Source organism: Stenotrophomonas sp. SPM (genome assembly GCF_003105135.1).
GTDB lineage: Bacteria > Pseudomonadota > Gammaproteobacteria > Xanthomonadales > Xanthomonadaceae > Stenotrophomonas.
Genome location: NZ_QETL01000039.1, coordinates 15,446 through 33,530, shown reverse-complemented (window position 1 = coordinate 33,530; position 18,085 = coordinate 15,446). Strand labels below are relative to the sequence as shown.

Genomic DNA, 18,085 nt, shown 5'->3' with positions numbered 1-18,085 from the left:
ATGGCTCGGCTCTACAAACGGCGGAGCGGCCGAGCATGGCTCGGCACTACAAAAATCGGTCAGCGGACCTGCAGCGTCAACAGGAAGTAACGCCCCAGCGGATCATCCAGCCCGGCCATCTGCCCGCCGCTGCCCACCAGGTAGTTCACCGGCGCGGTATCCAGCACGTTGTGCACGTCCAGCGCCGCCACCACGCGCGGGCTCAGCTTGCGCGCCACGTGCAGGTTCCAGCGCAGCTGCGCGGGGTTCATGCAGCGGCGCGCCTCGCGCTGCTCCACCGGGCAGTCCTCGCCGGCCAGCCACGCACGCGTGCGGCCCACGCGGTTGCCGCGCAGGGCGATGTCCCACGAGGGGTTCTGCCACTGCACGTTGATGATGCCGGCGAAGGTGGGCGTGGCGTGGCCGCGCAGGTCCACCGATTCACCGTGCGCGCGGTCGCGGCGCAGTTCCTGCTGCTGCAGGCCATCCAGCGAGAACAGCCATTGGCCATCGCGGCCGGCATCGATGCGGTACTCGCCGCGCAGCACCCAGTTGCGCGACGCGGTGCGGCCGATGTTGTCGAAGGACAGGCGCAGGTCGCGCAGGCGGCCCTGCTCGTCAAGTTCCCACGTGTCGGGGTTCCACAGCGCATCGCTCGGCTGCAGCGCGAGGATTTCGTTGCGCAGCTCGACGATGTTGTGGGTCAGCGACAGCGAGAACGCGTCGGTGGGCGTCCAGCTGGCCGCCAGCGAATGACTGCGCGAGGTCTCGGCGCGCAGCGCATCGTTCTCCACCACGTCCACTTCCACCGCGCAGCCACCGCCGCGCAGCGTGCGCGCGCAGGGCGGCAGGGTGTCCGACGCGGGCAGCGCCAGCAGGCCGAAGTAGGCCGGTGGCCGGCGCCGCTCGAACAGGCTGGGTGCGCGGAAGCCGCGGCCACTGGCCAGCAGGAACGACCAGTGCGGGCTCGGGCTCCAGCGCAGGCCGGCACGCGGCGAGAACGCGCTGTCGCCATCATCGCGGTCCAGCCGCGCGGCCAGGTCCAGGCGCAGTGTCGACGCCAGCGGCAGGCCGACTTCGGCATACGCCGCGCTGCTCGGCCGCGACAGCCGCCGTTGTTCCAGCGGCAGGCCCAGCGCCAGTTCGCCCTTGCCCAGCAGCGGGTCGGGCAGCGAGGTCCAGCGCTCCTGGCGCAGGTCGAGGCCGGTGGCCAGCTGTGCCTTGCCGCCGGGCAGGTCCATCAGTTCGCGCTGCACGCCCCACCAGGCCTGCAGCTGGGTGGTGCGGCCGCGATTGCGGATGGTCGGAAACAGTTCGTCGGCCAGACCCGGTGGCAGCGTGGAAAAACCGGGCAGGAAGTCCAGCGCGAGCGCGGCCTCCAGCAGGCGTTCGCTGCGCACGGCGCCGCCGGTACGCAGGTCCACCTGGCTGCGCTGCGCACTCAGTCCGGCCTCCCAGCCGCGGCCGCGCTGGTCGCGGCCGATGCCAACGGTCAGGTCGCCTTCGCTGGCGCGCACCCGCGGCTGCACCTCGCCGCCCTCCTGCAGCACCACGTTGAGCAGGGCATTGCGGTTGAAATCCAGCGCCACTGCCGTGGGGCCCAGTTCGAAGCGCTGGCGGTTGTGGCTGGCACGCGCTTCGACATAGGCGTAGCGGCCTTCGCCACGCTCGTGGCGGTATCGCAGGTAGCCGGCCACCGTGTCCGACGCCGGCTGCAGCGAACGCGGGCGCACGCTGTCGTACCAGCAGCCATCCTCGTCCTTCTGCAGCGGCGCATGGCATTCGCTGGCCGGGTAGTAATCGCCGTTGGCCAGGATCAGGCCGATGGGGTACCGCTCGCTGTCGGCATGCCAGCTACGGCGGTCGCCGGCCACGTGGCGCAGGCGGTGCAGGTCGAGGCCGGCGAACCAGCGGTCACCGTTGTCGCGCACGCCGCCGGTGGCCGCCTGCACGCGGTGCTGGTCACCATCGCCGCGGCCGCTGACGCCGGTCTGCAGGGTGGCTTCCGGGCCATCGGCCTGGTCGCGCAGGATGATGTTGACCACGCCGGACATCGCATCGGCGCCATAGATGGCCGAGGCGCCGCCGCGCACCAGTTCGATGCGTTCAACGAAGCTGAGCGGAAGGCCGCCGAGGTCGGTCAGGCCGCCTTCCTCCAGCGACACCATCGGGTAGCGCGGCAGGCGGCGGCCGTTGACCAGAAACAGCGTGGCGCGCGGGCCCATGCCATCCAGGCTGGTGGTGGCCGCCGCGCCCACCGGCAGGTACAGCGAATCGCCCCCGCGCGAGGTGCTCAGCGGCGGATGGCCGTTCATGCCGGGCAGGTGGCGCAGCAGATCGAACAGGGTGCCGTAGCCGCTGCGCAGGATGTCCTCGCGCTCGATCACCGTCACCGGCAAGGTAGTCTGCACGGAGGTGCGCGGCAGGCGGCTGCCGGTCACGTGGATCGGTGCCAGGTCCACCTGTGCCGGGCGCTGCGGTCGCGGTGGCGGGGCAGGCGCGACCACAGCAGGCGCTGCGGCCGCCACGGCATGGCGGCGCAGCACGTAGCCACCGCCCGGTGTGCGCAGGATGTTGACGGGCCGGCCGGCCACCAGCGCCTTCAGCGCAGCGGCAGGTTCCTGCGATCCCTGCGTCCCGGGCGTGCGCAGGTCAGCCAGCTCGCGTGCATCGAACATCAGCGAAACGCCGCTCTGCCGCGCCCACTGCTGCAGCGCCGGCGCCAGCGGGCCGGCGGCGATGTGGTATTCGACCGGGGCGGCGGCAGGCGATTCTGCGGCGGCCGTGGCACCGGCCAGGGCAAGCCACAGCAGGACCATCAAACGCTGTCGCAGTGCCCCGGGGCTGGGCATCCGCGCCGCCTCAGTAAGTGCGGCGCAGTTCCAGCGCGCCATCCTTGCGCGGCTGGCCAGCGATCGACCACCCCAGTTCCAGGGCAGACAGCAGTTCATGCGGATCGCCGGCACGGAAGCTGCCGCTCACGGCCAGGTCGGCGATGTCCGGGTCGGCAATCACCAGCGGCGTGCTGCCGTAGCGGTTCATGCGCTCGACCACGGTGGACAGGGGCGTGGCATCGAACACCAGGCGGCCTTCGGGCCAGGCTTCGGCCGCGGCGGTGGTGGCCAGCTGCGGGCCCGGCTGGATGCGGCCGGACGGCGACACCTGCAGCTGCTGGCCGGGCGCGAGCGTGTGCTGGGCGCTGCCGCTGGTCACTTCCACGGCGCCTTCCAGCAGGGCCACTTCCACCCGGCCATCGTTCAACCGCTCGACCTGGAAGGTGGTGCCGATGTCACGGATGCTGCTGCCGCCGGCCTGCACCCGCAGCGGGCGCAGGGAGGCGGCCACCTGCAGCTGCATGCGGCCGCGTTCCAGTTCCAGTTCGCGCTTGCGCCAGCCGAAGCGGGCGCTCAGCGTGGTGCCGGCATCGAGGGTGGCGATACTGCCATCGGCCAGCGTGCGTACCTGCGGCAGGTGGCTGGCGTTGGCGTAGCGCTGCGGGGTGGGATTGCCATCGGTGTAGACCATCCAGCCGATGCCCACGGCCAGGCAGACGCCGGCCGCCGCCGCCGCCGACGGCAGCCAGCGCCGTGCGGGCGTGCGTGCGGCGCGGGCAGCGGCGGTGCGCAGCCACGGGTCGCCGGACAGGCCAGCGCTGCGCAGGTGCAGCTTCTCGGCCTGTGCCCAGGCGGTAACGTGGGAGGGGTGTTCGGCCAGCCAGTCCTCGAACGCTTCGCGCTCGATCGAGGTGCAGTCGGGGGCCTCCAGGCGGGCCACCCAGGCGCTTGCGCGCTCGAACAGCAACGTGTCATCCATGTATGCGTCGCGGGTCACTCACTCTCTCCATCAGTGTGGAGAGGATTGCTGCCCAACTCCTTGCGCAGGCCCTGAAGGGCACGGGCGATGTGTTTTTCCACCGTCTTGGCGGTGATGCCGCAGTGCCGGGCGATCTGTGAATAGCTCATGCCGGTGATGCGGTTGAGCAGATACACCTCGCGGGCACGTTCGGGAAGCTTGAACAGTGCCTGTCGCAGCAGCGCGATCATCTGGCCGGATTCTGCCTGACGCAGCGGATCGGGAGAAGTGCCGTGCGGCTCCTCGCTGCCGTCACGTTCACCCAGCGGCAGGTGACCGCGCGCGTGTGGTGAACGGCCGCGGTCGGCCAGGCGGTTGCGGGCGATGCGGTACAGCAGCAGGCGCAGCTCGTCGGTGCCATGGCCGCGGTAGCGGATCAGCCGCTCGATGCTGTCCTGCGCGATGTCCTCGGCATCCTCCGGGCCGACACCGCGCATGCGCAGGAAGGCGCACAGCGGCGCACGTTCCTCACGGATGAAGGTGATGAAGGCATCCGGAACCCCGGCCGGGTCCGGCGCGCGCTGGGGCAGGGGGGAGGGGGCGGACAGGGGGAAGGCCTCGAACGACAAACGCGTCATCGAGTTTTACAAGACCATGACCGCAGGGGGAAGTGCGTGTCGTTTGCGACATGCTTGGATGAATGAATTCAGATTTTCGTGCGCGACGCGCTGGGGGTGTTCGGCGCGCTGCGGCGTTCTGCTTTCGTCCCGCGTGGTGCGGGTTGGAGAGAGAGACCGCAATGAAGCATTCGAAGTTGAGCCTGGCCCTGGCCGGCCTGGTGGGTATGGCAACGCTGGGCGCGATCGGCGACGCAGCGGCGATGAACTACCACGTGCAGGACGATCGCGTCGTTCTCAGTGGTGGTGTCACCCTCGCCGACGTCGTCGCGCTGCCGGCACTGCTGGCCAAGGCACAGGCCGAAGGCCGGCCGATCCGCGAAGTCGTGCTGCGCACCTCCAACGGTGGCGCGCTGATCGCCGGTGAGTGGCTGCAGGCCATCATCCGCACCCAGGGCCTGGATACCATCGTGTCCGGCCACTGCATCTCGTCGTGCTCGATCATGCAGTCCGGCGGCGTCAACCGTTACCTGGCCGGCGACCTGCCGGTGGTCGACTCGGTGCAGATCCACGCCGCCAGCAGCGGCGGCCGCATCACCTACAGCCCGTCGCCGCGCATGACCCAGATCTACACCGGCAACTACGGCGGCGGCATGGATGCTGGCCTGCTGCACAAGGCCATGTATGAAGTGGTGGCGCCCAACGGCCTGCTGGTGTTCCGCGACCCGTCACGCACCACTGGCACCTCGGTCAGCTTCGATCCCGATGGCAGCGGCAGCAACCTGCAGCTCTTCCCGGGCCAGGACATCCGCAGCAACAACATCATCACCGCCGCCGGCTACCGCGACCCGGGCGATACCCTCACCGTCACCGGCAATGTCACTGGGGACATCAACCCGGGCTACCTGTCCACCGCCCACCAGCTGCAGACCTTCGTCGAGGATGACTTCGCGCGTTGGAACGATGCCGAGTACGACACGACCTACATCAACTACGCGGTGACGCTCTACAACCGTGCGTCCAATGGCCCGAATGGCGTCGGCCAGTTCTCGCTGCAGGATTACCTCAACAATCCCGGCAACCAGGCATTCCTGCAGGGCCAGCTGCGCCTGGCCGATCTGGATGCCTCCGCGCTGGCCAACTCGGCCGGCGTGATCCGCGTCGCCAAGGGCGGCACCTGGCGCACCTCGGCTACCACGGGTGCCGATTTCATGCTGGTCGACGGCGGCACCATCGCCCTGGAAGGCGGTGCCCTGCGCGCACCGGAAGTGCGGGTGATGGCCGGCGGCCTGGTGGTCGGGCACGGCGACATCGCCTCGCTGGAAACCGACACCGATGCACTGCTCGACGCCACCGGCCCGTCGCTGCGCGAGGACGGCTTCAACCGCCTGCGCGTGTACGGCACGCTGATGCCGCGCGGCGGCGACCTGGTCACTCACGGCTACGTCAACATCATGCCGGGCGGCAACGTGCTGTTCGACGTCACCGAAGCCGGTGGCAGCGCCGCCGGTCGCCTGCGCGTGGGCAGCTTCTTCGACGGCGGCCAGAACGACGGCGCATTGGTGATCTCGCCCGGTGCGCACCTGGAGTTGAACGTCGCCAAGGGCTTCTACGCCGGCAACTACCAGCGTGAACTGGTCACCGGCCCGATCTACGAGGATGGCTTTGCCGATGCCGTGCGCCTGGGCGATACCGCCTACAGCGCCAGCATTACCGACAACGAAGTCTTCCGCCCGCGGCACAACTCGCTGCTCAGCTTCAATATTCATCAGAGCGAGGACGGCCTGTCGCTGACCGCGAACCCGGGCTTCGACCAGCTGGCACAGCTGACCGCCAGCAACGGCAACCAGAGCCTGGGCGTCGCCCTGGCCGCCGCAGGTGATCGCCAGGACGCGCGCCTGAAGTCGTTGCTGGGCGCGCTGCAGTTTGCCGACCGCGATGTCATCGCGCAGCAGGCCGGTGCCCTGCGCGGTGATGCGCACGCCACCCTGCGCCTGGCCGACAACGCCCTGCTGGGCAGCATCGGCACCGTAGTCACCCAGCACCAGGCCGGCCTGCGCAGCGGCAACGGAGATGCCGGTGGTCTGGCCGCACAGGCGGCACAGGCGGCGTCGGCACAGCCGGGCATGGCCAATGGCAGCCTGTTCAACCAGCTGGCCATGCATCTGGTTGAGCCCGCCGCGCAGGCCGTGGCCGGCACTGACAGCGGCGCCGGTGCGCGCAACCACGGTTTCTGGGGCCGCGGCTTCGGCAGCCACGGCCGCATCGATGGCGACGGCGGCGTGGCCGGCCTGACCCACACCGTGGGCGGCATCGTGCTGGGTGCCGATACGCGCGTGGCCGATGACCGCGTCAGCCTGGGCGTGAGCGTGGCCGCGGCGGACATGTCGACCAAGGCCCGCGATGGTTCCGGCTTCACTGGTGACGTGCGCGCGCTGGATATCGGCGGCTACCTCGATGCCACCTATGCGCGTGGCTACCTGTCTGCCGCCGTGCGCTACACCGACCTGCGCCACGACACCCGTCGCGGCATTGCGGGCATCGACGGCTTGAACGATCCGCTGCGCGCCAAGTACAACAACGACGCGATCTCCGCGCGCCTGGAACACGGCTTCAGCTTCACCACCGGCAACGGCCTGGTGGTGCAGCCGCTGCTGCCGGTGGTGGATTACGCGCGCACCTCGGCCACGCGTTTCAATGAAGGGCAGGGCGCCGGCGCACTGGCCGGCCGTGGCGACAGCCTGGAAAGCATCCGCGTGGGTGCCGGCCTGCAGCTGTTCAAGACCTTCGACGGCAACAACGGCGAGCGCATCACCCCGCGCGCGCGCGTGGTCTGGCAGAAGGAACTGGGCGACACCCAGGCCCGCTACAGCACCGGCTTCGCCGCCGCCCCGGACCTGCTGTTCGGCAGCAGCAGCCAGACCCTGGGCGAGCAGGTGCTGGCGTGGAACCTGGGCGTCACCAGCCGCGCCAGCGATCGCCTGTCGGTGATGGTCGACTACGTGGGTGAGCGCCGCGATGGCCAGGTGCAGAACGGCGTGATGCTGGGCCTCGGCTACGCGTTCTGAGTAAAGGGCGCACCGGCGGCAGCATTGCCGCCGGTGCGCTATGGTCTGCGCAGGATTCCCGTGCAGGCCCGCCCATGCAGATCGCCGTGTTCAGCGCCCGTTCCTACGACCGCCGCTTTCTGGAAGAAGCCAACGCGCGCGACGGCGCCGGGCTTGGCTTCCAGTTCGTCCATTTCGACGCCGCACTGGATGTGCACACTGCGGTACTGGCGCAGGGCTGCACCGCCGTCTGCGTATTCGTCAACGACCGCCTCGATGCGCCCGTGCTGCAGGCACTGCATGCGCTGGGCGTGCGCGCCGTGCTGCTGCGCTGCGCCGGCTTCAACAATGTCGACCTGGCCGAAGCCGCACGGCTGGGATTCTTCGTGGCCCGCGTGCCGGCCTATTCGCCCGAAGCCGTGGCCGAACACGCGCTGGCGCTGGTGATGACCCTCAACCGGCAGACCCACCGCGCCTACAACCGCGTGCGCGAAGGCAACTTCATGCTGGATGGCCTGCTGGGCCGCACCCTGCACGGGCGAACCGTGGGCATCTTGGGTACCGGCAAGATCGGCCTTGCCACCGCGCGCATCTTCCGTGGCATGGGCTGTACGGTGCTCGGCCATGATCCGTACCCGTCGCCCGACTTTGAGGGGGTGGGCGAGAGCGTAGGGCTGGACGACCTGCTGGCGCGCGCGGACATCGTTTCGCTGCACTGCCCGCTGACGACGGACACCCAGCACCTCATCAACGATGCTTCGCTGGCGCGGATGAAGCCCGGCGCGATGCTGGTCAACACCTCGCGTGGCGGGCTGGTAGATACCCATGCGGTGATCCGCGCGCTGAAATCGCGCCGGCTGGGCCATCTGGCCATCGACGTCTACGAGCAGGAAAGCGCGCTGTTCTTCCAGGACCTGTCCGGCGAGATCATCGACGACGAGGCCTTCCAGCGCCTGATGACCTTCCCCAACGTGCTGGTGACCGGCCACCAGGGCTTCTTCACCGTGGAGGCGCTGCAGGAGATCTCGGCCATCACCCTGGGCAACCTGGCCGACTTTGCGGCAGGGCGGGCGTGTGCCAACCGGGTGGGGGCGGATTGACCGCCGGGGTGGCCTACCCGTAAAATCGCCTGCTCAGCCGGAATAGCTCAGTTGGTAGAGCGGCGCATTCGTAATGCGTAGGTCGCAGGTTCGACTCCTGTTTCCGGCACCAGTTGTAGAAAAGCCCCGGCCTTGGTCGGGGCTTTTTGCTTGTGCTGGTTGCGCCGGGCCATGCCCGGCGGAATGGGCAACTTCTGGTCCGGTAGTGCCAGCCCATGGCTGGCAGCTCAGGAATTGCAAATCTCGCGGCCAGCCCGGCTTCCCAGGCGCTTAGCTCCCCACACCGTTCCTGACCTGGAAACCGCACCCGGCCATTCCTGTGCTATGAATATCCAGGCTTGCTTCAAGGCACTTTCAGGGATTGGAAGGATGCACAGGTTCAGGGGAACTGCAGGCGGTGTGTCTACCTGCTTTAGGGGATTTGAAGATCGAATTCGCCAGCTTGGCGCCATAGGTGCTTGGCTGTGCTGCGTGCTGCTCATTGGCCTTGGCCTGTCGCCAGCCGCAACGGCACAGACCACAGTCACGTACATCCACACGGACGCATTGGGCTCGGTTGTGGCCGAGAGCGATGCCAACGGCAATGTGATCAAGCGCTACGACTACGAGCCCTACGGTGCCGTGATCGGTGGTCCGGTTACGGATGGACCGGGGTATACCGGGCACGTAAGTGACTCGGCTACCGGGCTGAGCTACATGCAGCAGCGCTACATGGACCCGCAGTTGGGTGTGTTCCTGTCGGTGGATCCGGTGACGGCGTATGAGCAGCCTGTAGGGCAGTTCAACCGGTATCGGTATGCGAACGGGAATCCGTACAAATTCACAGATCCGGATGGGCGACAGAGTTGGAGTGACTTTCAGACCGGCTTTGAGAACGGAACACTCAACGCTTCCCGATACGAGCACGGATTTCCGCTTCATGCAAACTGGGCTGAGCAGGCTGGTTATGGCATTGGTGCCGGTATTGTCAAGGGCGGTCAGTCCCATGCTGGCGGTGTTCGAGTGCCGCCCCTGCGTATGCAGCCACCCCGGACTGGGACTGTTACAGTTGGCGCGCCATCTGGGCGGAACACAAACAAATTGCGACCGGACGCCAATGCACAGGGCGCACACTCTGTCCTAAAGCGTGGTGAGGATGGCAATATCAGCAATACTGCCACTTACCAGCCAAATCCGAACAATCCGTCAGGCTTCCAAGAGGTAAAACGTGTCGACGTAACCGGAAAGGCTCATACCAATCCTGATGGATCCATCGTTGCCACACCTCATGTGAAAGAGGTAGGGCAAAAGGGGGTGCGTCCGGCGCTCCCAGAAGAGCTACCAAAGCGAAACTGAGATTATTTATGGACACTGCGATTACGCTTTTACAAAGTTGGTACTTGAATCACTGTGACGAAGATTGGGAGCATTCCTACGGTATCAAGATAGATACTTTGGATAACCCGGGGTGGATTCTCACTGTCGACCTGGTTGACACGGAGTTGAGTGAATATTCGCTGCCCAGGACGCGCATTGATCGTTCGGAAGTAGATTGGATTCAGTCCGAGATTTCGGACGGGCGCTATATCTCTTGCGGTGGAGCGCTAAACCTGGAGGAGATCGTACTTCAGTTTTTGAACTTCGCCGAGGGTCCCCGCGTCGACAGCCAGGATGCGCGAACCGACGGCGTAGGGCAGTAGGTTTTTCCGTTCAGTGATCCGAGCAAGTTTTCGCTCTAACGGCGAAGACATTCGACATCGCATGCGGACGATCCTTATCCAAACACCGTCTCGCATCCTGTCCTAAGTTGGCTCTACCGCCACTTACGGACAGTTTGCGCAATGTCATCCGCCCTCACCAAGCGCATCGTTCTCACAGCGGAGCCCCGGCAGCGCCCCTATGAGCTTAGGGACGCTCAGGTTCGCGGCCTGATCCTGCGTGTGCAGCCATCAGGGCACAAGGCGTGGATCGTGACCTGGGCGCACGGTAAGCGTCGTACCTTAGGCTCGGTCGAACATCTGTCACTTGATCAGGCCCGCGACCAAGCCCGGCAAGCGGTCGCTGAATACGTTCAGTCCGGATTGCCGACACTCGCAAAGTCCAAGCCCACCAGTTGCACGCTTGAAACACTGCTCAATGACCACTTCGAACCTTGGGCGGTTGCTGAGCTCAAGGGTGGTCGTCAGTACCCAGACCGCATTCGATCAGTGTTCCCGTGGCTGTTACGCCGTCAGATCATCGAAATAGACGTGCCCACGATGGAGCGATGGTGGCGCGGGCGTGTCACTGGTCCTGATGCCGTCACCAAGGCTACCGCAGCGCGCGACTTTGCTTGCCTGCGGTCTGCCTTGTCTCGGGCCGTTGAGTGGAAGCTGATCGAGACTAACCCCCTCATGGGCATGCGTCAGCGATCAGCAGCTAGCCGCAAGGTGGTTCGGTTCCTGTCCCCTGATGAAGAGGCGATGCTCCGGGCCGCGCTGGCAGCGCGCGATCTAGCTGGGGTTGAGGGGAGGGCGAACGCGAATGCGGCCCGACGTAAGTACCGGCAAGCGGTTCTGCCTGATTTGCCGATGGACGGGTACGTCGATCACCTGACCCCAGTGGTCCTTACAGCCATCAATACCGGCATGCGGCGGGGTGAACTGCTGTCGATGACATGGGCGGACATCAACTGGGAAGCCAAGATGCTGACCATTCGAGCCGAGAACGCCAAGTCCGGTAGGCAGCGTCACATCCCGCTAAACGTCGAAGCCATGGAAGTCCTGCAGCGTTGGGCTAGACAAGCGGGCGAGCGCCGTGCGGGCAAGGTCTTCGACGTGACGGACATCAAGAAGCGGTGGGGCAACCTCATAGCCGATGCCCGCATTGAAGAGTTGCGCTTCCATGATCTGCGCCATCATTTCGCATCACGCTTGGTGCGGCTTCGAACCAATGTGGCGCAGGGCGGGTGCGGGGCAGCTGTAGCTGGCGCCTGTCGCTTATTGCACGTCAATTCAGCTGGTTGCGTCACGATGCCCCGTCCCTAGCGGTTCCAGAACATCCAGTTGTCCACCTTCATGCAGATAGTTGGAAGCGGAAAGCGTCACGCGTCCTGCTGATTCCCGGTCCTTCGGCGCCACCCCATGTCGTGTACGCCCCCACATCAGCGCACTCGCGACTTTCCATGTCGCCTCTGCCACTCCCGCGCGCATGCAACACTGCCTCCCGCACGCTCGATGCGTCCGACCCTTTCGGATTTTTCTCATTGAATCGAACGTGCAGGCGTAAACAACATGGCGCGCCACCGAAAACGGGTGGCCGGGTGTGCAAACCCGAAGACGTTTAGTTTTTACGCTTGCCAGTCGGCACCGTCCTGAAGCGGTGCCGGCTGGCAATCCGTCGGCCTCTATGGCGGGCGGTGCGTGGGGATCTTCGGATCCACCGGTCTCAGCTAAACGTCCCGGTTTGCAACCCGCACCGTCCGCCACCCGCTTCCGCGCGGTGGCGCTGTTAAGTACAGCCACGGAAGCCGACGCCATGACCACCCGCAAGACTCCGCCGTTCCCCATCGATGACCCCATCAACGACGACGCCAACCCGGCCGACGAACTGAGCACCTTCCAGGGCTGCCTCCGGCGCATCCGCGATGGCGAAGGCTCCGATGGCATGCTCTGGCCGGAAGAGAATCTGTCCGAGGGCCGTCGCCAGTCCCTGGCGCGCATCGACCGTGCGGCCGTCGCCATCCTGACCGCGGTGGAGATGCTGCACGCGGCCAGTCGCTGCAAGTCGGTGGCCACGCCCAAGCGCCATCTGGATGAAGGCGTGGTCGAGGGGCTGTTCTTCGCCTGCCGCGAACTGGCCGAACTGGTGTGCAGGGAAGTCAGGCCAAGCTGATACGCTGCGCCTGCACGCCGCGCCGCGCGGCCCCAAGGAGAGTGTGCCATGGCATCAGGGAATGTGTTGCGCCGCTCCATCCTCGCCGCAGCCCTTGTGGTTGCGGCCACATTGCCTGCGCTGGCAGGGGCCGCGCCGGAGGCCGAGACCACCCGGTTCGTGCGGGAAACCCGGCAACTGGAAGTGTCTCCGCTGCAGCCCGACGCGGATGAGATGCGCCGGTGGCTGTTCAACTGGGCGCTGGAAACCCCGGATTATCAGGTGATTATCTGCCCGGTCCTCGGGCTGCCCGAGACCGTGGATGAGGAAACCTCGATCGCGCCTGAAGTACTTGCGCAGCAGACCTTCGGAAACCTGGCGTACCAGATCACCGAGGGCAGCGACGGCGAGGAGCTGGATCGGCAGTTGGCCGGCGTGGAAAGTGCGCTCAAGGCCTACGCGGTGTTCATCAAGGCTGATCCGTCGTTGAAGATCCCGGGCGTGGATCACCTGGCCGCGCTGAAGAAGGCCGGCACCCTGCGCGCGCATGTGGCGGCGATCCTTGACGAGAAGTGCGGCGCCGATGCTCCCCGGGAAACCCTGAGCCTGGACACGGACGATGCAGGGCCGCCGGACCGCACGGTGTTCCTGGGCGATTTCCTGCGCGGCACCAGCGTGGTCTATCCATTGCAGGTGGGCCAGTGGCAGGCGGTAAATGAGCGCCGGTACGACGATGTACTGGGTGGCGCTTCGGTCCGCTTCGAGCGGCCGGGCGACAAAACCGGCTGGATCGACCTGTACTTCTATCCCGCCGGCGTGCAGGAACCGGCCCAGCAGCGGGCGGCGGCCGAAGGCGAGCGCGAGGCGTTGCTGGACGCGCGCAGGGAAAAGATGGCCAGCGAGCGCGACATGTCCCCGCTGCAATCCATGGTGGTGCCGGTCGCCAGTCTCGGGCCCGGTGGGCCTGCACGGGTGGATGCGAACGTGCTGGACTTCCGTTACAGCCACGAGGGCACGGCCTACAGCTCGGTGATGGTCTTCGCGATCGACCGCATGTACGCCATCAAGCTGCGCTACAGCGTGGAGGCCACCGCGGCCAGCCGCGAGCAGGCGCGCCGCGAGGCGGAAACCTTCTTCAGGACACTGCTGTCGGGCGTTGAGATCACCAGCTTCGGCAGTTGCGGCGGGGTGCCTGCGGAGGATCAGCTGCGGCTGCGCATGGGCTGCGGGGGCGTCGATCCGCTGCTGCCGGTAGTGGGCGAGGGCCAGCGCGAGCTGCGCTTCGAGTACCCCGCGCCCCGTGGCGCGGCGGGGCAGTAGGGGCGCCAGCCATCTGCATTCCTGAATGCGTTCATCATGCTTTGCCGATTCCGGCATCCGCGCGCTCTGCGTACCCGGTGCGACAACGTGTCGCAGCGATATCCGGCCACTTCCTGCGCTGGATCATTGTCAATGCCCTTCTTAAATGATGCGTGACGGCCTAAAATAGAAAGGCTGACTCGACCCCACCTCACTGCCTGTCTCAACCGCAGGCGGGACCGGCTTTGGCCGGAGCGGGCAGGACGGGGAACGGCATTCCCTCGCAATTGGATCGACCGATGATTCCGTTGAAAACCCTTGGGCGCTGGTTGCGCCCGGGCCTGCTGCTGTCGTTGCTGGTGATGCTCACCGGTTGCGATGCAGTGGCCATCCTCAGTCCGAAGGGCCAGATCGGCCAGGATGAGAAGACCCTGCTGATCACGGCCACCGTGCTCATGCTGCTGGTCGTCATCCCGGTCATCATCATGACCCTGACCTTCGCGTGGAAGTATCGCGCCTCCAACACCAAGGCCCGCTACGAGCCGAAGTGGTCCCACTCGACGGCGATCGAGGTGGTGGTGTGGTCGATCCCGTGCATGATCGTGCTGGTCCTGGCGGTGCTGACCTGGCGGTCCTCGCACGCGCTTGACCCGTACAAGCCGCTGGAATCGGACGTCAAGCCGGTCACCATCGAGGCGATCTCGCTGGACTGGAAGTGGCTGTTCATCTATCCGGAAGAGAAGGTTGCGGTCGTCAACGAGATCAAGTTCCCGGTCAACACGCCGCTGAACTTCAAGATCACGTCCGACACGGTGATGAATGCGTTCTTCATCCCGCACCTGGGCAGCATGATCTATTCGATGGCGGCGATGGAGACCAAGCTCCACCTGATCGCCAACGAGACCGGTGAATTCCCGGGCATGTCCTCGCACTACAGCGGCCTGGGCTTTGCCAAGATGCATTTCACCGCCTATTCGGTCACCGATGCCGAATACCGCCAATGGCTGGACCAGGTCCGCGCCGGCAAGGAAACGCTGGACCAGGCCTCCTTCAAGGCCCTGGGCGAAGCGAAGAACTCCGAGTGGTACCCGGTGACCTACTACGGCACCGTGGAAGAAGGCCTGTTCGACTGGGTCCTCGCCAAGCACATGGGTGACAACAAGCACTACGGCATGAAGCATTCCCACGCGGGTGCCGCAGCCGCCGATGCGTCTACCCATGAAGCGCACGAGGGGCATGCCCCGACCGAGGCGCATGATTCCAAGGAATCCGGGAAGAACCTGGATGCCACTGACGCAGACGAACACGGTGGCCATGAAGGCCACATGGGTTCGGGAGAATGAACATGCTGGGAAAACTCTCTCTTGAGTCGATCCCCCACGATCCGATCGTGCTGACCACCCTGGTCGGCGCGGTGCTGGGTGGCCTGGGCGTCATCGCCCTGATCACCAAGTTCAAGCTGTGGGGCTATCTGTGGAAGGAGTGGTTCACCTCGGTGGATCACAAGAAGATCGGCGTGATGTACCTCATCGTCGCCTTCGTCATGCTGCTGCGCGGTTTCTCCGACGCCATCATGATGCGTACCCAGCAGGCCATCGCCGTCGGCGGGTCCGAGGGTTACCTGCCGCCGCATCACTACGACCAGATCTTCACCGCCCACGGCGTGATCATGATCTTCTTCGTGGCGATGCCGCTGATCACCGGCCTGATGAATCTGGCCGTGCCGCTGCAGATCGGTGCGCGCGACGTCGCGTTCCCGTTCGTCAACTCGCTCAGCTTCTGGCTGTTCGTGTCCGGCGCGGTGCTGATCATGCTGTCGCTGTGGATCGGTGAATTCGCCGCCACCGGCTGGCTGGCCTTCCCGCCATTGTCGGGTATCGAGTACAGCAACAATGTAGGTATGGACTACTACATATGGGGCCTACAGGTAGCGGGCCTGGGTACCACCCTGAGTGGTATCAACTTCTTCATCACCATCTTGAAGATGCGCACCCCGAGCATGAAGCTGATGCAGATGCCGGTGTTCACCTGGACTGCCCTGGTGACCAACGTGCTGATCGTCGCTGCCTTCCCGGTGCTGACCATCACCCTGGTGCTGCTGACCCTGGATCGTTACCTGGGTACGCACTTCTTCACCAATGATGGTGGCGGCAACGCCATGCTGTACATCAACCTGATCTGGATCTGGGGTCACCCGGAAGTTTATATCCTGGTCCTGCCGGCCTTCGGCGTGTTCTCCGAAGTCATCGCGACCTTCTCGCGCAAGGCACTGTTCGGCTACAAGGGCATGGTCTACGCCACCGCCTGCATCGGCGTGCTGTCGTTCATCGTGTGGCTGCACCACTTCTTCACCATGGGCTCGGGTGCCAACGTCAATGCCTTCTTCGGCATCACGACGATGATCATCTCGATCCCGACCGGCGTGAAGATCTTCAACTGGCTGTTCACCATGTTCCGCGGCCGCGTGCACTTCACCACGCCCGTGCTGTGGACCATCGGTTTCATGGTCACCTTCGTCATCGGCGGCATGACCGGCGTGATGCTGGCGATCCCGGCCATCGACTTCGTGCTGCACAACAGCCTGTTCCTGATCGCCCACTTCCACAACGTCATCATCGGCGGCGTGGTGTTCGGCATGTTTGCCGGCATCACCTATTGGTGGCCGAAGATGTTCGGCTACCGCCTCAATGAGTTCTGGGGCAAGTGCGCCTTCTGGTGCTGGTTCATCGGCTTCTATGTGACCTTCATGCCGATGTACGTGCTGGGCTTCATGGGCATGACCCGTCGTCTGCAGAGCACCGTCAACCCGGCCTACGAGCCGTTCCTGCTGGTTGCCGCCGTGGGCGCCTTCATCGTGGGTGCCGGCATCCTGTGCCAGATCATCCAGGTGGCCGTGTCGATCCGCGACCGCAAGAAGACTGCCGACCTGACCGGCGACCCGTGGGATGCCCGTACGCTGGAGTGGGAAACCTCTTCACCGCCGGCCTTCTACAACTTCGGCGCCCTGCCGGAAGTCACCGAGTTGGACGATTTCTGGGAGCGCAAGCAGCGTGGTGAAGCCTGGCCGAAGCCGGCCAAGTACACCGACATCCACATGCCGCGCAACACCGGCACGGGCGTGGTGATCGGCGCCTTCAGCATGGTCTTCGGCTTTGCGATGATCTGGCACATCTGGTGGCTGGCCATCATCGGCTTCGTCGGCATGATCGCCACGTTCATCTACCGCACCTTCGACCAGGACGTGGACTACTGGGTCCCGGCCGCCGAGGTGGAACGCATCGAGAACGAACACCGCAAGCACCTGGAAGCCCAGGGCCTGGTGAAGTCGGAGCTGAAGGCATGAGCACCAATACCTCGACCCTGAGCCACGGGCACGCCGCACACGCGGCGGCCCATGGCCATGACGACCACGAGCACCACGACACCGGCGGCAATACCGTCTTCGGTTTCTGGGTGTACCTGATGAGCGACTGCCTCATCTTCGCCTCGCTGTTCGCCACCTACGTGGTGCTGGCCGGCGGCACCGATGGCGGCCCCGGCGCGAAGGACCTGTTCGAGCTGCCGTTCGTGGCGTGGGAAACCGCGCTGCTGCTGACCTCGTCGCTGACCTTCGGCCTGGGCATGATCGCCATGCACCGCAAGCAGGTCGGCCAGATGTTCCTGTGGCTGGGCGTGACCTGGCTGCTGGGCTTCGGCTTCATGTGCATGGAAGTCTATGAATTCCATCACCTGATCCATCAGGGCTATGGTCCGGACCGCAGTGCCTTCCTGTCGGCGTTCTTCGCCCTGGTCGGTACCCACGGCCTGCACGTCAGCGCCGGCCTGCTGTGGCTGCTGGTGATGTTCGTGCAGCTGAAGAAATACGGCCTGACCCCGACCAACAAGACCCGCATGGCGTGCCTGAGCCTGTTCTGGCACTTCCTGGATCTCATCTGGATCGGCGTGTTCTCCGTCGTCTACCTCAATGGAGCGCTGTAATGGCACATGACAACCATGCACATGACCACGCAGCGGGTGGCGAGAGCCACGGCAGCGTCAAGTCCTACCTGATCGGCTTCGTGCTGGCGGTGGTGCTGACCGTCATCCCGTTCTGGGTGGTGATGTCCGGCGATTTCTCGCGCACCGTCTGCGGTGTGGTGATCGCGGTCACCGCGGTGCTGCAGATGCTGGTCCACCTGGTGTTCTTCCTGCACCTGGACCGCTCTTCGGAAAGCCGCTGGAACGTCAACGCTGCTGCCTTCACCGTCGTGGTGATCGGCATCATCGTGGCCGGTACCCTGTGGGTCATGCACAACATGAACGTGCACATGATGCACTGACGTCTTCGCGACGTTGCCACACGCGAAAAGGCCGCCCTTCGGGGCGGCCTTTTCGTTTGGGTGGGGTGATCGCGGATCGGTAGTGCCGGCCGCTTGTCGGC

14 protein-coding genes and 1 tRNA gene are annotated in these 18,085 nt (G+C 65.4%); 12 read left to right on the top strand and 3 right to left on the bottom strand.

From position 1 onward, the window contains the following. Positions 1–59: 59 nt before the first annotated feature. Genes DCO49_RS10480 through DCO49_RS10470 form a run of 3 tightly spaced genes read right to left on the bottom strand, consistent with a single transcriptional unit; the run spans position 60 to position 4,409 of the window. A complete protein-coding gene (locus DCO49_RS10480; protein WP_116863982.1) occupies positions 60–2,831 on the bottom strand; it encodes a TonB-dependent receptor in 2,772 nt (923 codons plus the stop codon). A gap of 10 nt (positions 2,832–2,841) precedes the next feature. After that, a complete protein-coding gene (locus tag DCO49_RS10475; protein WP_116863981.1) occupies positions 2,842–3,810 on the bottom strand; it encodes a FecR domain-containing protein in 969 nt (322 codons plus the stop codon). Then, positions 3,807–4,409 carry a sigma-70 family RNA polymerase sigma factor gene (locus DCO49_RS10470; protein ID WP_207776479.1) on the bottom strand — a complete coding sequence of 201 codons (603 nt, stop codon included), beginning with the start codon at positions 4,407–4,409 and terminating at the stop codon, positions 3,807–3,809. Before DCO49_RS10470 ends, DCO49_RS10475 begins: the two co-directional genes overlap by 4 nt. Positions 4,410–4,570: 161 nt before the next feature. Between DCO49_RS10470 and DCO49_RS10465 the strand changes: the two genes are divergently transcribed. The 12 genes from DCO49_RS10465 (at position 4,571) to cyoD (ending at position 17,984) form a co-directional block, all read left to right on the top strand. Then, positions 4,571–7,456: an autotransporter domain-containing protein gene (locus tag DCO49_RS10465; protein WP_116863980.1), complete on the top strand. Its 2,886-nt coding sequence runs from the start codon at positions 4,571–4,573 to the stop codon at positions 7,454–7,456. A 74-nt stretch (positions 7,457–7,530) separates the two neighbouring features. Further along, positions 7,531–8,535: a 2-hydroxyacid dehydrogenase gene (locus DCO49_RS10460; RefSeq protein ID WP_116863979.1), complete on the top strand. Its 1,005-nt coding sequence runs from the start codon at positions 7,531–7,533 to the stop codon at positions 8,533–8,535. A gap of 36 nt (positions 8,536–8,571) precedes the next feature. Further along, positions 8,572–8,647 (top strand) — tRNA-Thr (locus DCO49_RS10455). A 257-nt stretch (positions 8,648–8,904) separates the two neighbouring features. Further along, complete coding sequence (locus DCO49_RS10450) at positions 8,905–9,870, top strand: RHS repeat-associated core domain-containing protein (RefSeq protein ID WP_243402709.1); 966 nt, start codon at positions 8,905–8,907, stop codon at positions 9,868–9,870. A gap of 8 nt (positions 9,871–9,878) precedes the next feature. Then, entirely contained in the window at positions 9,879–10,214 is a 336-nt protein-coding gene (locus tag DCO49_RS10445; RefSeq protein ID WP_116863977.1) for an immunity 53 family protein, read from the top strand. Positions 10,215–10,355: 141 nt separating this feature from the next. Then, on the top strand, positions 10,356–11,540 hold the full coding sequence (locus DCO49_RS10440) for a site-specific integrase (RefSeq protein WP_116863976.1): 1,185 nt from the start codon (positions 10,356–10,358) through the stop codon (positions 11,538–11,540). 490 nt (positions 11,541–12,030) lie between these two features. Then, positions 12,031–12,387: a hypothetical protein gene (locus DCO49_RS10435; protein WP_116863975.1), complete on the top strand. Its 357-nt coding sequence runs from the start codon at positions 12,031–12,033 to the stop codon at positions 12,385–12,387. A gap of 48 nt (positions 12,388–12,435) precedes the next feature. After that, on the top strand, positions 12,436–13,686 hold the full coding sequence (locus tag DCO49_RS10430) for a hypothetical protein (RefSeq protein WP_133249419.1): 1,251 nt from the start codon (positions 12,436–12,438) through the stop codon (positions 13,684–13,686). A gap of 278 nt (positions 13,687–13,964) precedes the next feature. Further along, complete coding sequence (gene cyoA / locus DCO49_RS10425; protein WP_116863973.1) at positions 13,965–15,008, top strand: ubiquinol oxidase subunit II; 1,044 nt, start codon at positions 13,965–13,967, stop codon at positions 15,006–15,008. Positions 15,009–15,010: 2 nt separating this feature from the next. Beyond that, positions 15,011–17,008: a cytochrome o ubiquinol oxidase subunit I gene (gene cyoB / locus DCO49_RS10420; RefSeq protein ID WP_108768200.1), complete on the top strand. Its 1,998-nt coding sequence runs from the start codon at positions 15,011–15,013 to the stop codon at positions 17,006–17,008. Continuing rightward, entirely contained in the window at positions 17,005–17,643 is a 639-nt protein-coding gene (gene cyoC / locus DCO49_RS10415) for a cytochrome o ubiquinol oxidase subunit III (protein ID WP_116863972.1), read from the top strand. Before cyoB ends, cyoC begins: the two co-directional genes overlap by 4 nt. Further along, positions 17,643–17,984, top strand: coding sequence for a cytochrome o ubiquinol oxidase subunit IV (cyoD, locus tag DCO49_RS10410; RefSeq protein ID WP_116863971.1), 342 nt, complete (start codon positions 17,643–17,645; stop codon positions 17,982–17,984). The genes cyoC and cyoD overlap by 1 nt, the downstream gene beginning before the upstream one ends. Positions 17,985–18,085: the final 101 nt, after the last annotated feature.

Excerpts from the sequence above, each read along its gene's own strand:
- cyoB (WP_108768200.1), top strand. The coding sequence starts at position 15,011 with ATGCTGGGAAAACTCTCTCTTGAGTCGATCCCCCACGATCCGATCGTG.
- DCO49_RS10435 (WP_116863975.1), top strand. The coding sequence starts at position 12,031 with ATGACCACCCGCAAGACTCCGCCGTTCCCCATCGATGACCCCATCAAC.
- DCO49_RS10450 (WP_243402709.1), top strand. The coding sequence starts at position 8,905 with ATGCACAGGTTCAGGGGAACTGCAGGCGGTGTGTCTACCTGCTTTAGG.
- cyoC (WP_116863972.1), top strand. The coding sequence starts at position 17,005 with ATGAGCACCAATACCTCGACCCTGAGCCACGGGCACGCCGCACACGCG.
- DCO49_RS10430 (WP_133249419.1), top strand. The coding sequence starts at position 12,436 with ATGGCATCAGGGAATGTGTTGCGCCGCTCCATCCTCGCCGCAGCCCTT.
- DCO49_RS10480 (WP_116863982.1), bottom strand. The coding sequence starts at position 2,831 with ATGCCCAGCCCCGGGGCACTGCGACAGCGTTTGATGGTCCTGCTGTGG.
- cyoA (WP_116863973.1), top strand. The coding sequence starts at position 13,965 with ATGATTCCGTTGAAAACCCTTGGGCGCTGGTTGCGCCCGGGCCTGCTG.
- DCO49_RS10440 (WP_116863976.1), top strand. The coding sequence starts at position 10,356 with ATGTCATCCGCCCTCACCAAGCGCATCGTTCTCACAGCGGAGCCCCGG.
- DCO49_RS10465 (WP_116863980.1), top strand. The coding sequence starts at position 4,571 with ATGAAGCATTCGAAGTTGAGCCTGGCCCTGGCCGGCCTGGTGGGTATG.
- DCO49_RS10460 (WP_116863979.1), top strand. The coding sequence starts at position 7,531 with ATGCAGATCGCCGTGTTCAGCGCCCGTTCCTACGACCGCCGCTTTCTG.
- DCO49_RS10470 (WP_207776479.1), bottom strand. The coding sequence starts at position 4,409 with ATGACGCGTTTGTCGTTCGAGGCCTTCCCCCTGTCCGCCCCCTCCCCC.
- cyoD (WP_116863971.1), top strand. The coding sequence starts at position 17,643 with ATGGCACATGACAACCATGCACATGACCACGCAGCGGGTGGCGAGAGC.
- DCO49_RS10445 (WP_116863977.1), top strand. The coding sequence starts at position 9,879 with ATGGACACTGCGATTACGCTTTTACAAAGTTGGTACTTGAATCACTGT.